Source organism: Salarchaeum japonicum, assembly GCF_020614395.1.
Taxonomy (GTDB): Archaea; Halobacteriota; Halobacteria; order Halobacteriales; family Halobacteriaceae; genus Salarchaeum; species Salarchaeum japonicum.
Genome location: NZ_CP085324.1, coordinates 86761 through 99510, shown reverse-complemented (window position 1 = coordinate 99510; position 12750 = coordinate 86761). Strand labels below are relative to the sequence as shown.

The window sequence follows — 12750 nt, the reverse complement described above, 5'->3', positions numbered from 1 at the left end:
GTCCGGACTGCTGTGTCGGCGGGAACGTCGAGAAACCGCCCGGCTGCGCCCCGATGGCCGGTCAGCGAGGAGTTCGACTGGAACCGCGGGGCGCACGATGTGAGCTGGCGTCGTCGAACGCGGAGCGCACGTGCCGTCGAGGGCGACACGCGAGACGGGGAGAGTGTCACCGAGCGTGAGGAGTGCGTGAGCGGTCGCGAACCCGGTGGCGTTCGGAGCGAGTGTTCGGTTCCACTCGAAACGGACGGGTCGAGACCCGGGACGGGGCGAACCCCCCCACCCCTTCGTTTCGGGTGGAGAGCGAGAACGGAGGGTGGGGGTTCGCGAGCGGGCCGCTAGACACGAGAAAGAACTAAGAGGAATGCAGCACAACCAAACCCGTACTGCAATAAGAAGAGTAGTTTGGTGGGTCGTAGTGTTGGTTTCTAGTGGAGTTCTCGCCGCTCGTCGCGACACCCACCCCACTCCTCCCGCGGGTTCCACTCGAAACGAGGGGGTGGGGGGCTAGGCCGGTCGTGTCCTCCCGCCGACTCCGGCCCGTGTTCGGGACTGTTCCCCGTGCTCACATCGCACGCTGTTCTCCAACCCCTCCGTTTCCCGTCTACGAACCGGCCGGATGCCGTCCGTCTGACGCGATATCGGCCGTATCGGCGCGCATTCTGCGTTAGCCTTACACGTATGGGGGTGCGTAGGAGAGCCAAGGATGGGACTGTTCGCAGACCTCAAAGACAGCATCTCCGGTGTGACGGCGAAGCTCTTCGCCGGCGAGGGTGACGAACCCAAGCGCATCGGAATCTACGGACCGCCGAACGCGGGGAAGACGACGCTCGCGAACCGAATCGCGCGCGACTGGACCGGTGACGCCATCGGCCCCGAGAGCCACGTTCCGCACGAAACCCGGCGCGCGCGCCGGAAGGAGAACGTCGAAATCGAGCGCAACGGCCGCACCGTCAGCATCGACATCGTCGACACGCCCGGCGTCGCGACGAAGGTCGATTACGAGGAGTTCGTCGAGCACGGCATGGAGAAGGACGAGGCCGTCCGGCGCTCCCGCGAGGCGACCGAGGGCGTCGCGGAGGCGATGCACTGGCTGCGCGAGGACGTGGACGGCGTCATCTACGTGCTCGACGCGACCACCGACCCGTTCACGCAGGTGAACACGATGCTCATCGGCATCATCGAGAGCCGCGACCTCCCCGTTCTCATCCTCGCGAACAAGACCGACCTGGAGGACGCGAACATCCAGCGCATCAAGAACGCGTTCCCCCAGCACGACACCATCCCGCTCTCCGCGCTGGAGGGCGACAACATGGACGAAGTGTACGACGAGATTGCGACGAAATTCGGGTGACACAGGATGCCAGAAATAGAACACGACGACGGCGTGCAGATCGACTTCATCAGCGGCGAGCGGATGGAGGGAAAGACTTCGATGGAGAAGATTCGGCTCATCCTCGACGGCGTCCACGACGGTAACATCGTGGTGCTCGAACGCGGCCTGAGCCCGGACGAGGAGTCGAAGCTCATCGAGGTGACGATGAGCGAAATCAACCCCGACGGCTTCTCCGGAATCGAAATCGAGTCGTTCCCGCGTTCCGAGGCGAACGACGGCGGGTTCCTCAACCGCCTGATGGGGAACAAGGAGTCCTCGAAGCTCACGGTCATCGGACCGGCGAACCAGATAAAGTCGCTGCACAAGGACGACACCCTCATCAGCGCGCTCATCTCCCGCGACTAGGATGCCCCACCAGTGCACGAACTGCGGGCACACGTTCCCCGACGGTTCGAAGGAGATGCTGTCTGGGTGCCCGGAGTGCGGCGGGAACAAGTTCCAGTTCCATCCAGACGCCGCCCCCGACGACCCCGGGGACTCGGAACCGCCGGAGCCACCCGAACCCGAGAGTGGGTCGGTGACCTCGGCGGTCGGGCGCGCGGCCGCGAGCGTCCGCGACACTCTCTCCTCGTCGTCCAGCGAGGAGCCCGACGACTGGCCCGGCGACTCGCGGGACACGGAGGACGCGACTGACACCGCGTCCGCGGACGCGCCGAGCGCCGAGACTTCCCCGTCCGAGACATCGACCGACGACGCGGCGTCCGCGAGCGCTTCGACGGAGGACGCGGAGGTTCCGGACGAAATCGAGGCGGCGGACGCCGACCGCGAGGACACGGCGCAGGCGTCGGCGCGCTCCGAGATGGTGGCCTCGGACGACCTGCCGCCGAAACCCGAGCGCGAGGGTCGGGTGGTGCAGGAACCCGAGTCCGAGGAGCGCCCGGACATGGACGAGCTCCGCGAGGAGCTGAACAGTCAGTTCGAGTCCATCAAGGTCGTCGCGCCCGGCCAGTACGAACTCAACCTCATGGAGTTGTACGACCGCGAGGAGTACATCATCGCGCTCCAGGAGAACGGCCGGTACGTCATCGAGGTTCCCGAATCCTGGCGCGAGGAGGACTAGTCGTACCGGTATCGGGCCGTCTCTTCGCCCGCGAACCGCGGTCCCTGTCCCACGTTCTCGAACCCCTTCGTTTCCACTGCGAACTCGACGCCCGCCTTCGATTCTTCGACGAGGAGTTCCACCGGAAGCCCCTCGTGTTCTGCGAACTCGATGGGTTCGTTCAGCAGTCGCGCCATCGCGTCGCGCTCGCCCGCGAGCCGCGTCACGTGCACCGCGTCGCCGTCCGCCTCGTACGCGACGACGCCGACCACGGTTTCGTCTCGAACAGCGACGGAGACGGTGCGTTCGCGGAGCAGTCGGCTCGCGACGCCCGCGGGCGCGTCGAGCAGGCTCGAAATCGCGTCGGTGTCCGCTTCGACCGCCTCTCTGACGTGCATACGTGACCGTTCGTGTACACGGGCAAAAGTTCCGTGCGACGAAGCCGTTATCTTCGTGCCCGCGCAACCACGGGCTATGAACGCTCTGAGTCACAGGGAGGCATCGCGATGCGCGTCGTAGCGAAGTTCGGCGGAACGAGTCTCGGGAGCGGGGAGCGAATCGAGCGCGCCGCCGCGTCGGTCGCGTCCGCGGTCGACGCCGGCCACGAGGTCGCGGTCGTCGCGTCCGCGATGGGTGACACGACGGACGAACTCCTCGACGACATCACGTTCGAGGCGGACTCCGCCGACCGCGCGGAAATCGTCTCGATGGGCGAACGCACGTCCGTTCGGATGCTGAAGGCCGCGCTCTCCTCTCGGGGCGTGAACGCCGTCTTCCTCGAACCCGGCCACCCGGACTGGCCGGTCGTCACGAACAGCCGCGGCGAGGTCAACATCGAGGAGACCCAGAAGCGCGCGACGGCGCTCGCCGCCGAACTCGACGACGCGGTTCCCGTCATCACGGGCTTCCTCGCGGAAGACCTGGAGGGGAACGTCACGACGCTCGGCCGCGGTGGCAGCGACACCACCGCCGTGATGCTCGGGCGCTACCTCGACGCGGACGAGGTCGTCATCGTCACCGACGTGGAGGGCATCATGACCGGCGACCCGCGCGTCGTCGAGGGCGCGCGGAACGTCGGCGAAATCACCGTGGACGAACTCCGCAACCTCTCCTTCCGCGGCGCGGAGGTCGTCGCGCCGAGCGCGCTCTCCTACAAGGACGAAGACCTCGAAGTCCGCGTCGTCCACTACCAGCACGGCGACCTGCTCTCCGGCGGCACCCGCATCGAGGGGCGCTTCGAGAACATCATCGACATGCGCGAACAGCCGCTCGCCTGCCTCACCGTCGCGGGCCGCGCGATGCGGAACAAACCCGGCATCATGTCCCGGCTCTCGACGGCGCTCTCCGACGCCGACATCAACGTCGACGCCGTCGCGTCCGGCATGGACTCGATGACGTTCTACGTGAACGCCGAACTCGCCGAGGAAGCCGAGAACGTCCTCCACCGCGAGGTCATCGAGGACGACACGCTCTCCAGCGTCACCGTCTCCGACGACGTGGCCGTCATCCGCGTGCTCGGCGGCGAACTCCCGAACCAGCCCGGCGTCATCCAGCGCATCGTCGACCCCATCGCGGACGCCCGCATCAACCTCCACGACGTCATCACGTCCGCTACCTCGGTCGCGCTCTTCGTGGACTGGGACGACCGCGACGACGTCCTCGACATCATCCAGGAACTCTTCGCGGAATAAGCGAACCCGAGAGGCGGGGGTTCGCTACTGCGCGAGCGCCCGGGTGTTTCGTGTGGAAACGGTTTTCCGTCGGTTGGGCGTGGTGAGTGGCATGACCGAGGACGAGTCCGAGGAGTGCGGCGTCGGGATTCGCGGCGTGGCGCTGGCGGTCGATTCCGGGGTGTGGTTCGCGCTGTTGTTCGCGGCGGTGTACGCGGTGGGGTTCGTGACCGGTGACCTGCGGGTGACGGGGGCGTCGGCGGACGCGGAGCTATCTGGATTCCCTGCGCAGGTGGCGTTCCTGCTGTGGCTCGCGCTCGCCATCGAGTACCACGTGCTGATGGAGTACCGGTACGGGCAGACGGTCGGGAAGTACCTCGTGGCGGTTCGGGTGGTCGCGGACGACGGCGGGACGCCGACGTTACGGGCGGCAGCGGTGCGGAACGTCTTCCGCCTCGTGGACGTGCTCCCCGCGTTCTACCTCGTGGGAATCGTCTCCATCCTGGCGTCCGACAGGAAGAAGCGGCTGGGTGACCGGGTCGCGGACACGGTCGTCGTCCGCGCCTAGTTCCAGGGCGCGGCGTCGAAGTCCACGATTCGGTGTTCTTCCTCGATGGCGGCGATGCGCGCCATCTCGTCGTCGGTGAGCGTGATGTTTCGGCTCGCGAGGTTCTCCGTGAGGTGGTCGGTCGAGGTGGCTTTCGGGACGGCGGCGACGTGGTCGAGGCCGTCGAGCCACGCCAGACTCACCTGCGCGGGCGTCGCGTCGTGGGCGTCCGCGATCTCCCGAATCACGTCCACGTCCGCGACCTGGTTGCGGGCGATGGGGCAGTACGCGACGAGCCAGTGGTCGTGCTCGCGGGCGTACGACCGCAACTCCGCTTGCTGGAGGAGCGGATGGCACTCGACCTGGTGGGCGAACAGGTCGGGGTCGAGGCGGTCGCGGGCGGCGTCGAGCTGGTCGATTCGGAAGTTCGAGAGGCCGACGCGCTCGACGACGCCCGCCTCGTGGAGGTCGTTCAGGGCGTCGATGGTCTCCGCCTCGCTGTAGGTGTCGAGCGGCCAGTGGACGTAGAGCAGGTCGATGGTGTCCACGCCGAGGCGCGCCGCGGACTCGTGCGCGCTGTCCACGGCGTCCTCGTATTCGAGGTTGTCCGTGGAGAGTTTCGTCGCGACGAACACCTCGGAGGCGTCCGCGTCGCTGCGCTCGATGCCGCGCCGGACGAGCCCCTCGTTCCCGTAGCTCTGCGCGGTGTCGACGTGCCGGTAGCCCGCGTCGATGGCGGCGGCGACGCTGTCCGCGCACTGACTGCCCGTGAGCTGGTAGGTGCCGAGGCCGACGGAGTCGAACTCGCTCATACCCGTGGTCGTCGCGCCCGCCGCCTGAGTGTACCGGTTCAGCGACCGTCCCGCAGCCGGCTCGCGGTCGCCTCGGGCAGTCCCGCGTCGCGCACGGCGTCCGCGACCGCGCCGATGTCGTACGCGACGCGGCGCTCCTCGACAGAAACGCCGGACTCCGCGAACTCCACGAGCGCGTACGCGGCGCGCGGGTCGCGGTCGCGCGGCTGGCCGACGCTCCCCGGATTGAGGACGACACCGTCCGGGAACTCCTCGTGCGCCTGCACGTGCGTGTGGCCGAGCACGAGCACGTCCTCGCCGTCCAAGAGGTCGGACGAGAACTGCTCGGGGTACGTGTAGTGGTCGCGCCGCGTCGGGTGGTCGTGCACGACCTTCAATCGGCCGTCGAACAGCACGCGCTCGCGCGGCAACCCCCGCACCCACTCCGCCTGGGCGTCCGAGAGGTCGCGTTTCGCGTGCGTGACGCCCGCGCTCGCCATCCCGTTCCCGTGGAAGCTCGCGCCCGTGGCGACCGTCCGGTCGTGGTTCCCCATCACCGTCGGCACGTCGCGCTCCCGGAGCGCCGCGACGCACTCGGCTGGCCAGGGATTGTACCCGACGACGTCGCCCGCGCAGACGACCGCGTCCACGTCCGGCATGTCATCGAACACGGCGTCGAGCGCCACCCGGTTCGCGTGAATATCGGACAGAACGCCGACTCGCATACCCCGGTCTTCGGCCTCCGCCCCCTATTCGTTGTCGGCGAACGCGACCGACACCTCGTCATCGACGGTGACGCCAGCCGCGCACACCGCGTGCTCGAACGCCGCGTCCAGCACCTCGCGCGCCGCGCCTTCCGGGGTGTCGGCGTCGAGCGCGTATGCCTCCGGGCTGTCCTTCTCGTAGGTCGCGACGAGCGTCGGCTCCGCGACCGCTCGCACCAGCAACGCGTCCTTCCGCACGATACCGACGTAGGCCTCCTCGGCTCCGACGACGCCGGCGATGCGCGGCGTGTCGTAGTCGTCCTTCTCGTAATCCAGCGAGAACAACCCCGACACCAGCGCGTCCCGGGGCGGATACCCCAAGTCCAGTTTCTCCGTAATCGGGTCGACGTGCGACCCGTTCCCCACGACCGCCCGCCCGTCAGACTCCCGCACGCAGTTGTAGGACACGTACGGATTGTCCGTCGCTTCAGCGTCTTCGGTCGGCACGACCGTTAACAGGCCGTCACGCTCCACAATCGTCCGATTCGGGAACGACCGCGACGACACTCGATACGCGCCCACGCCCGGACCGACGACCACGAACCGCCCAACGTACATGCGAGAACGTGCGCACACCACGCAAAAATAGGTGTCGGAGTATGCACGAACAAGCTTCCCGGGGGTGTCGAGGCCAGACTTCATATCCTAATAATCGATATCAACTACTGTGAAGACAACTGAACGAGAGTGCGTTGCCGCGCTTCGCACCGCTGCCACTCGGCTCGGTGAGTCCCCTACGAAACAGCAGTACGAAGACCTTGGATTAACTCCGGCGCACGCGACTATCCTCCGCGTTATGGGCAGCTGGAACGCGGCCAAGGAAGCCGCGGGCCTCGAAACGTACTACGCCGGCGAGTTCGGCGGAAGCGATATCGAACCGAAACCGGACGACGTTGATATCCCGGAGGATACCGACTGGGAGTCGCTCTCCGGAAATCAGCGCTGGTACTACAAGAACCGACAGCGAGAAATTGACCGGAAGGAAGACCGACGCGCTCGCCTCCGCTACTGGCTTCACACGTACAAGGGTGAGGAGTGCGCGTGCGAACGCTGCGGGGAAGACCGGCCCGCGACGCTTGACTTCCACCACACCGGCGAGAAGACGATGGGAATCAGCCGGATGGTCGTCCGCGGATTCAGTCGCGACTCGATTCTCGCAGAGATAGCCGAGTGCGAAGTGCTCTGCGCGAACTGCCACCGCGAGGAGCACTACGTCGTCCCCGACGAACCGCCTTCGCAAGGCTAATAAATACGAGTCTCCTCTGTCAGATTGTAGTCCCGTGGGGTAGCTGGCCAATCCTTCGGCCTTCTGGGGGCTGAGACGGAAGTTCGAATCTTCCCGGGACTACTTCTCCCGTCGTTCGTCCGTCAGACGCTCGTCCGCTCTCCGCGGGCGTCGTTTCGACTGGAACGTTACTTCTCGCCGTACTTCTCGGACTCCTGTTCTTCGAGCGCGTCGAGTTCGCGTTCGGAGTTGTACTCGTTGTCGTCGCCGTGTTCGCGGCCGGCCGCGCCGGTGAGTTCGCCGAGCACGGCTTCGCGGGCGTCCTCGTGGGTGTCGTACTCCGTGTCTTCGAGGCGGTCGAACACGTCGCCGAGTGATTCGGTTTCGTTCGGGAGTTCCTCGGCGGTTTCCCCGTAGACGGCTTTCATCTCGCTCGGGTTCGTGGGGTAGCTCAGGCCGTCGAGCGTCGCGTCCACGGCTTCGAGGGTTTCCTCGACGCGTTCGGTGCGCTCGTGCTGGCGTTCGCGCGCGCTGTCGGTGACGTCGTCGCGGCTCATACGCGAGTGTACTGTGTGATGCTGGAAAACGGTGGTGGCTACTTCTCCACGTCGAGCAGGGCGACGCGCTCCCTGACGAGGTCGGTGAGGGTGGCGTCGGTGGCGGCGCGCTCCGCGTCCGAGATGTCGAAGAACGACGCGAGCGCGGGTTCGTCGAGCGCGTCGAGCGTGTCGTGTTCGTCCACGAGCGCGCGGAGGTCGTCGAGTGCGGCGGGTTCGTCGCCGCCGTCCGCGAGGATGACGGCGTCCGTTTCGCCCTCCGGGACGCCCATTTCGAGGGCTTGCCGGATTTGGCGGCGGCCGGCGGCGTAGAGGAGGATTTCGACGGCGCGGTCGCGCGCGACGTTCTCCCCGCGGTCGAACGCGCGGTTCGCGTGCCGGACGGCGGTTTCGAGGTGGAGGCGGCCGGCGACGTACGCGGCGTCGAACGCCTGCACCGCGCTCCCGTGCTCGTCGCCGACGGCGTTCAGGGTCTCGACGAACGCGTCCACGTCCGACACGGTGACGCGGCCCTCGACGGTTCTCACTCGAAGTCACCCAGGCTCGCCTGGCCGTCCTCGCCGTCCATGTCCGCGGAGCGCGCCGCGGCTTCGGCGTCCGCGTCGGCGCGAACGTCCGCCATCGACGGGTTCTCGTGGCCGACGTTCTCCAGCACCGTCTCGGCCGTCCGTCGGCGTCCCCGGAGCGCGCCCAACACGACCGGTTTCGCGGCGTTCCGGAGGTCGGCGCGCGTCTCGATGCCGGCCTCGTAGAGGCGGCGCGCGCGCTTCCGGCCGACGTTCCGCACGCCCGCGAGGTCGAGGAGTTCCTCGCCGACACCGTACTCGACGCGCTTCCGGGCGTCCCGAACGGCCTTCGTGTTCCCGTACCCGAGGTCGCCGGCGAGGCGTTCGGCGGCGTTCAACAGCCACTCCGCGGTCTCGACCTTCCCGCGGATGTCGCCGGGGCCGACGCCGTAGCGTTCGGCGATGGTGTCCTCGTCCAGTTCGTTCGCCCAGTCCTCCAGGAGTTTCGCCGTCTTCGTCGCGGCGAGCCAGTCCTCCCACTGGTTCTCCTCGAACTCGCTCGGCATCCGCCCGAGGAACTCCGTCTCCCGCTCGTACGCGAGTTCGGTGTAGCGCTCGCGGTCGCCGGAGCGGAGGTAGAGACCGTAGAGGTCGGGCGTGCGGGCGACGAGGTGGTAGAGGCCGAACGGCGTCGGGTTCTCTGCGTCCTCCAGGCCGTGAAGGAGTTCCGCGGCGCTCATCGGGTCGACGTACAGCCGGCTCACGAGGTGGCCGCTCGACGTGGCCGAGAGCCCGCCGTCCTCGCGCTCCACGAAGTCGTTCGCGACGAGGTAGTCGAGCACGTCGTCCGTCACGGATTCGAGGCGCTCCGGGTCGTCCGTCTGCGTCGCGTACAGCGTCCCGGAGAGGAATTCGAGGAGGGCGTCCCGGCTCCGCGCGACCCCGGTGGCGACGGCGGCGAGGACGTGCGTGCGGAGCGCGGGTTCGGCCGCGAGCTTCGACCGCACCGGCTCGGGGTCGGCGTAGATGTACCGGTCGAACAGCTCTTCGAGTTCCTCGTGGGTGTTCGCGAGCAGCACGGCCTCGCCGTACGGGTCGAGCCCGGGGCGGCCGGCGCGCCCGAACATCTGGTGAACCTCCAGCACCGAGAGCGGTTGCATGCCGCCGGCGTCGCCGTCGTAGCGCTGCCAATCTCGAACAATCACGCGGCGGCTCGGCGTGTTCACGCCTGCGGCGAGCGTCGGCGTCGCGGACACGACCTTCACGAGTCTGTCGCGGAACGCCTCCTCCACGAGTTCGCGGTGCTCGCGCGCGAGGCCGGCGTGGTGGAACGCCGCGCCGCGCTCGACCGCGTCCGCGAGGTCGTCGCTCGTCTCCGTGTCGCTCACGCCCCGAATCTCCTCGGCGATGTCCGCCAACGCCTCGCGCTCGTCGCCGTCGAGGAACCGGCGGCTCACGTCCCCGAGCCGTCCCGCCGCGGACTCCGCGTTCCGCCGCGAGTTCACGAACACCAGCGTGGAGCCGCCGTCGGCGAGCGTGTCCTCCACGAGCGCGCTCGTCTGATTCCGGTTTCCGCCGACTGAGAGTTCGCGCTGACTGCCGTCGTCGAGGTGGAGTGACTGGCCGTAGTGGACGCCCGTCCGGAGGTCGATGGGTCGCCAGTCGGAGTCCACGAGTTCGGCGTCCAGCCAGTCCGCGAGTTCGTCCGCGTTCCCCACGGTCGCGCTGAGCGCGACCACCTGGAGCGAGGGGACGCGCTGGCGGAGCTTCGCGAGCGTCACTTCGAGCGTCGGCCCCCGGTGGGCGTCGTCCACGAGGTGGACTTCGTCCGCGACGACGCAGGAGAGGTCGTCAACCCAATCTGCGCCGTTCCGAATCAGCGAATCCACCTTCTCCGAGGTCGCGACGATGATGTCCTTGGAGCCGAGCCAGTCGCCGTCGCTCTGGTAGTTCCCCGTGGAGACGCCGACGGAGACGCCGTACTCCTCGAACGCCTCGAACTCCCGCGCCTTCTCCCCGGCGAGCGCGCGCAGCGGCACGATGTAGAGGGCTTTCCCGCCGCGCTCCACGGCCGACAGCATCCCGAGCTGGGCGATGAGCGTCTTCCCGCTCGCCGTGGGAACGCTCGCGACGAGGCTCTCGCCCGCCGTGACGCCCGCCTCGACCGCGGCCTCCTGCGGGGGGTAGAACGCCTCGATACCCTCCCCCTCCAGGTGGCCCGCGACACCCGCGGGGAGGCCGTCGAGGTCCGATGGTCTCATTGGGCGAACGTAGGGGGGTCACGCGGTTTAAAGTATCGTCCTCCCCTCCCTCGGGTATGGCGCGCGCGGAACTCACGACGGTCGAGGCCGTTCACGACGAGCGCTCCTGGCTGTTCACGGTCGTGGACGACTACGGGAACGAAGAAGAGGTGATTCTGGTGCCCTGCGAGGACTCCGTGGAGGCCTGGGTGAACACGTGCCCTCACGAGTTCCAGCGGTTCGACCGCGGGACGGGCGCGGCGATGCGGGAGAGGACGCCCGAGGCGTCCTCCGGAGACGGCGAAGCCGTCGGATACCAGGTCATCTGTCCGAAACACGGGTCGATGTTCGACACGTGCTCGGGGGGCTGCGACAACGGCGAGGCCGCCGGAACGACACTCGTGGACGTAGACCTCGCGGTGGAGGACGGCACGGTCTACCTCGACGACGAGGACTACGTCTTCCGGCACGAGGGCGGCATCGACGACACCGACGAGGGGCCGAGTTCGACGAGCCACCTCTCCTTCTAATCCCGACCGCTTTACCCCCGTCCAGCCCCAAGCCCGGGTATGCGAGTCGAGTTCGACCGGGACACCTGCATCGGGATGTACCAGTGCGTCGCGGAGTGGGACGGCTTCGAGGAGGACGCGGACGCGGGGAAGGCCGTGCTCGTTGACGGCGAGGAGGTCGAGGACGGCGTGTTCAGCCGGGAAATCCCCGAGGACGCGGAGTTCGACGCGAAGTTCGCGGCGCGGTCGTGTCCCGTGGACGCCATCCGCGTCTACGACGACGGCGAGCAGGTCGTCTAGGGTTTCACGAGGACTTTCACGGCCTCGCGTTCGTCCATCGCCTCGTAGCCCTCCGGCACGCCGTCGAGGCCGACCGTCTTCGTGAAGATGGGCGACGGGTCGAGCGTGCCCTGCAACACGTCCGCCATCAGGTCGTCCACGTAGGCGCGAACGGGCGCAACGCCGCCGCGGAGCGTGACGTTCTTCGAGAACGCCGTCCCGAGGAACTCGGCCTCCTCGACACCGGCGGGGACGCCGACGTATCCGACGGTTCCGCCGGGGCGCGCCACGTCGAACGCGGTGCTCATCGAGGACTCAGCGCCCACGCATTCGAGCACGTGGTTCGCGCCGCCGTACGTCAGTTCCCGGACTTCCTCCACGGCGTCCTCGCCGCGACTCGCTACCGTTTCGGTCGCACCGAACTCCTCCGCGATTTCCAGTCTGTCCTCGTGGTGGCCGACGGCGACGACGCGCTCCGCGCCGAGCCGCGAGGCGGCGAGCACGCCGCACAGTCCGACCGCGCCGTCCCCGACGACGACGGCGGTGTCGCCCGCCTCGACGCCCGCGCTGACGGCGGCGTGGTGGCCCGTGCACATCACGTCCGTCAGCGGTAGGAGGGCTTCGAGCGTGTCCTCGTCGTCCGCGTACCGCTCGGGAACCCGGACGAGCGTGCCGTCCGCGGTGGGTGCGCGCACGCGCTCGCCCTGCGCGCCGCCGTTCGCGCCGCTCCAGCCGTCGCCGTTCACGCACGACGTGTGGAGTCCCTTCCGGCAGAACTCGCACTCGCCGCAGGAGATGGAGAAGGGCGCGAGCACGCGGTCGCCGGGCCGGACGTGCCGCACGTCGTCGCCGACCTCCTCCACGATACCCATCGGTTCGTGGCCGATGCGGCTTCCCGCCTCGCGGTCGCTCTGCCCGCGGTACGGCCAGAGGTCGGAGCCGCAGATGGCGGTGTGGGTGATGCGGACGATGGCGTCCGTCGGTTCCTCTATCTCGGGGTCGGGAACGCTCTCGATGCGCACGTCGCCGGGGCCGTGGTAGACAGCGGCGTCCATACCTATAGCCCCGTCCGCGATTCGCAAAAACCCACGCCCTCACCAGCCAACACTTTTATACTTCCATGAGAAACGTGTGGGTGTCTACCATGTGTCACCCCTGGGAGGAAGTACCGGTCTGGACGGAGGAAGACGACGACGAGGACGCGGAGATGGCGGACGTCCAGCGCGAAGT

Annotated in this window: 16 protein-coding genes and 1 tRNA gene; 9 read left to right on the top strand and 8 right to left on the bottom strand. The window is 68.0% G+C overall.

What is annotated here, in order from left to right:
• Positions 1-703: 703 nt before the first annotated feature.
• Genes LI334_RS00545 through LI334_RS00535 form a run of 3 tightly spaced genes read left to right on the top strand, consistent with a single transcriptional unit; the run spans position 704 to position 2453 of the window.
• Positions 704-1351: an Era-like GTP-binding protein gene (locus LI334_RS00545; protein WP_227261219.1), complete on the top strand. Its 648-nt coding sequence runs from the start codon at positions 704-706 to the stop codon at positions 1349-1351.
• Positions 1352-1357: 6 nt separating this feature from the next.
• Complete coding sequence (locus LI334_RS00540; RefSeq protein ID WP_227261218.1) at positions 1358-1738, top strand: DUF2073 domain-containing protein; 381 nt, start codon at positions 1358-1360, stop codon at positions 1736-1738.
• 1 nt (position 1739) lies between these two features.
• The gene (locus LI334_RS00535; RefSeq protein ID WP_227261217.1) at positions 1740-2453 is read left to right on the top strand and encodes a Zn-ribbon domain-containing protein; all 714 of its coding nucleotides are present in this window, start codon (positions 1740-1742) and stop codon (positions 2451-2453) included.
• Here LI334_RS00535 and LI334_RS00530 read toward each other — a convergent pair.
• On the bottom strand, positions 2450-2830 hold the full coding sequence (locus LI334_RS00530) for a hypothetical protein (protein ID WP_227261216.1): 381 nt from the start codon (positions 2828-2830) through the stop codon (positions 2450-2452). The two genes, LI334_RS00535 and LI334_RS00530, sit on opposite strands and share 4 nt — an antisense overlap.
• A gap of 108 nt (positions 2831-2938) precedes the next feature.
• On the opposite strand from LI334_RS00530, the gene LI334_RS00525 reads away from it, so the two are divergent.
• The gene (locus LI334_RS00525; protein WP_227261215.1) at positions 2939-4123 is read left to right on the top strand and encodes an aspartate kinase; all 1185 of its coding nucleotides are present in this window, start codon (positions 2939-2941) and stop codon (positions 4121-4123) included.
• A gap of 91 nt (positions 4124-4214) precedes the next feature.
• Positions 4215-4670 carry an RDD family protein gene (locus LI334_RS00520; RefSeq protein WP_227261214.1) on the top strand — a complete coding sequence of 152 codons (456 nt, stop codon included), beginning with the start codon at positions 4215-4217 and terminating at the stop codon, positions 4668-4670.
• Here the strand turns inward: LI334_RS00520 and LI334_RS00515 are convergent.
• The 3 genes from LI334_RS00515 to LI334_RS00505 are packed head-to-tail and all read right to left on the bottom strand — an operon-like array spanning position 4667 to position 6762.
• Positions 4667-5461, bottom strand: a complete 795-nt coding sequence (locus LI334_RS00515) for an aldo/keto reductase (protein ID WP_227261213.1) — start codon at positions 5459-5461, stop codon at positions 4667-4669. The two genes, LI334_RS00520 and LI334_RS00515, sit on opposite strands and share 4 nt — an antisense overlap.
• Positions 5462-5499: 38 nt before the next feature.
• Positions 5500-6165: a metallophosphoesterase family protein gene (locus tag LI334_RS00510; protein ID WP_227261212.1), complete on the bottom strand. Its 666-nt coding sequence runs from the start codon at positions 6163-6165 to the stop codon at positions 5500-5502.
• Positions 6166-6189: 24 nt separating this feature from the next.
• Positions 6190-6762, bottom strand: coding sequence for an IMP cyclohydrolase (locus tag LI334_RS00505; RefSeq protein ID WP_227261211.1), 573 nt, complete (start codon positions 6760-6762; stop codon positions 6190-6192).
• A gap of 109 nt (positions 6763-6871) precedes the next feature.
• Here LI334_RS00505 and LI334_RS00500 point away from each other — a divergent pair, with 109 nt between their 5' ends.
• Both LI334_RS00500 and LI334_RS00495 read left to right on the top strand, forming a co-directional pair.
• The gene (locus tag LI334_RS00500; protein ID WP_227261210.1) at positions 6872-7450 is read left to right on the top strand and encodes a homing endonuclease associated repeat-containing protein; all 579 of its coding nucleotides are present in this window, start codon (positions 6872-6874) and stop codon (positions 7448-7450) included.
• 28 nt (positions 7451-7478) lie between these two features.
• Positions 7479-7552: transfer RNA gene (locus LI334_RS00495), tRNA-Gln, on the top strand.
• 65 nt (positions 7553-7617) lie between these two features.
• Here LI334_RS00495 and LI334_RS00490 read toward each other — a convergent pair.
• From LI334_RS00490 to LI334_RS00480, 3 genes are read right to left on the bottom strand one after another with little or no spacing between them, the layout of a single operon-like run.
• Entirely contained in the window at positions 7618-7986 is a 369-nt protein-coding gene (locus tag LI334_RS00490) for a DUF5789 family protein (protein ID WP_227261209.1), read from the bottom strand.
• Positions 7987-8024: 38 nt separating this feature from the next.
• The gene (cgi121, locus tag LI334_RS00485) at positions 8025-8513 is read right to left on the bottom strand and encodes a KEOPS complex subunit Cgi121 (protein ID WP_227261208.1); all 489 of its coding nucleotides are present in this window, start codon (positions 8511-8513) and stop codon (positions 8025-8027) included.
• Positions 8510-10753: an ATP-dependent DNA helicase gene (locus LI334_RS00480; protein WP_227261207.1), complete on the bottom strand. Its 2244-nt coding sequence runs from the start codon at positions 10751-10753 to the stop codon at positions 8510-8512. The genes cgi121 and LI334_RS00480 overlap by 4 nt, the downstream gene beginning before the upstream one ends.
• A 56-nt stretch (positions 10754-10809) precedes the next feature.
• Here LI334_RS00480 and LI334_RS00475 point away from each other — a divergent pair, with 56 nt between their 5' ends.
• On the top strand, positions 10810-11262 hold the full coding sequence (locus LI334_RS00475) for a Rieske (2Fe-2S) protein (protein ID WP_227261206.1): 453 nt from the start codon (positions 10810-10812) through the stop codon (positions 11260-11262).
• A 39-nt stretch (positions 11263-11301) separates the two neighbouring features.
• Positions 11302-11541: a ferredoxin gene (locus LI334_RS00470; RefSeq protein ID WP_227261205.1), complete on the top strand. Its 240-nt coding sequence runs from the start codon at positions 11302-11304 to the stop codon at positions 11539-11541.
• Here LI334_RS00470 and LI334_RS00465 read toward each other — a convergent pair.
• On the bottom strand, positions 11538-12575 hold the full coding sequence (locus LI334_RS00465; protein ID WP_227261204.1) for a zinc-dependent alcohol dehydrogenase family protein: 1038 nt from the start codon (positions 12573-12575) through the stop codon (positions 11538-11540). The two genes, LI334_RS00470 and LI334_RS00465, sit on opposite strands and share 4 nt — an antisense overlap.
• Between the last annotated feature and the right edge of the window lie 175 nt (positions 12576-12750).

Excerpts from the sequence above, each read along its gene's own strand:
- LI334_RS00545 (WP_227261219.1), top strand. The coding sequence starts at position 704 with ATGGGACTGTTCGCAGACCTCAAAGACAGCATCTCCGGTGTGACGGCG.
- LI334_RS00540 (WP_227261218.1), top strand. The coding sequence starts at position 1,358 with ATGCCAGAAATAGAACACGACGACGGCGTGCAGATCGACTTCATCAGC.
- LI334_RS00535 (WP_227261217.1), top strand. The coding sequence starts at position 1,740 with ATGCCCCACCAGTGCACGAACTGCGGGCACACGTTCCCCGACGGTTCG.
- LI334_RS00530 (WP_227261216.1), bottom strand. The coding sequence starts at position 2,830 with ATGCACGTCAGAGAGGCGGTCGAAGCGGACACCGACGCGATTTCGAGC.
- LI334_RS00525 (WP_227261215.1), top strand. The coding sequence starts at position 2,939 with ATGCGCGTCGTAGCGAAGTTCGGCGGAACGAGTCTCGGGAGCGGGGAG.
- LI334_RS00520 (WP_227261214.1), top strand. The coding sequence starts at position 4,215 with ATGACCGAGGACGAGTCCGAGGAGTGCGGCGTCGGGATTCGCGGCGTG.
- LI334_RS00515 (WP_227261213.1), bottom strand. The coding sequence starts at position 5,461 with ATGAGCGAGTTCGACTCCGTCGGCCTCGGCACCTACCAGCTCACGGGC.
- LI334_RS00510 (WP_227261212.1), bottom strand. The coding sequence starts at position 6,165 with ATGCGAGTCGGCGTTCTGTCCGATATTCACGCGAACCGGGTGGCGCTC.
- LI334_RS00505 (WP_227261211.1), bottom strand. The coding sequence starts at position 6,762 with ATGTACGTTGGGCGGTTCGTGGTCGTCGGTCCGGGCGTGGGCGCGTAT.
- LI334_RS00490 (WP_227261209.1), bottom strand. The coding sequence starts at position 7,986 with ATGAGCCGCGACGACGTCACCGACAGCGCGCGCGAACGCCAGCACGAG.
- LI334_RS00480 (WP_227261207.1), bottom strand. The coding sequence starts at position 10,753 with ATGAGACCATCGGACCTCGACGGCCTCCCCGCGGGTGTCGCGGGCCAC.
- LI334_RS00475 (WP_227261206.1), top strand. The coding sequence starts at position 10,810 with ATGGCGCGCGCGGAACTCACGACGGTCGAGGCCGTTCACGACGAGCGC.
- LI334_RS00470 (WP_227261205.1), top strand. The coding sequence starts at position 11,302 with ATGCGAGTCGAGTTCGACCGGGACACCTGCATCGGGATGTACCAGTGC.
- LI334_RS00465 (WP_227261204.1), bottom strand. The coding sequence starts at position 12,575 with ATGGACGCCGCTGTCTACCACGGCCCCGGCGACGTGCGCATCGAGAGC.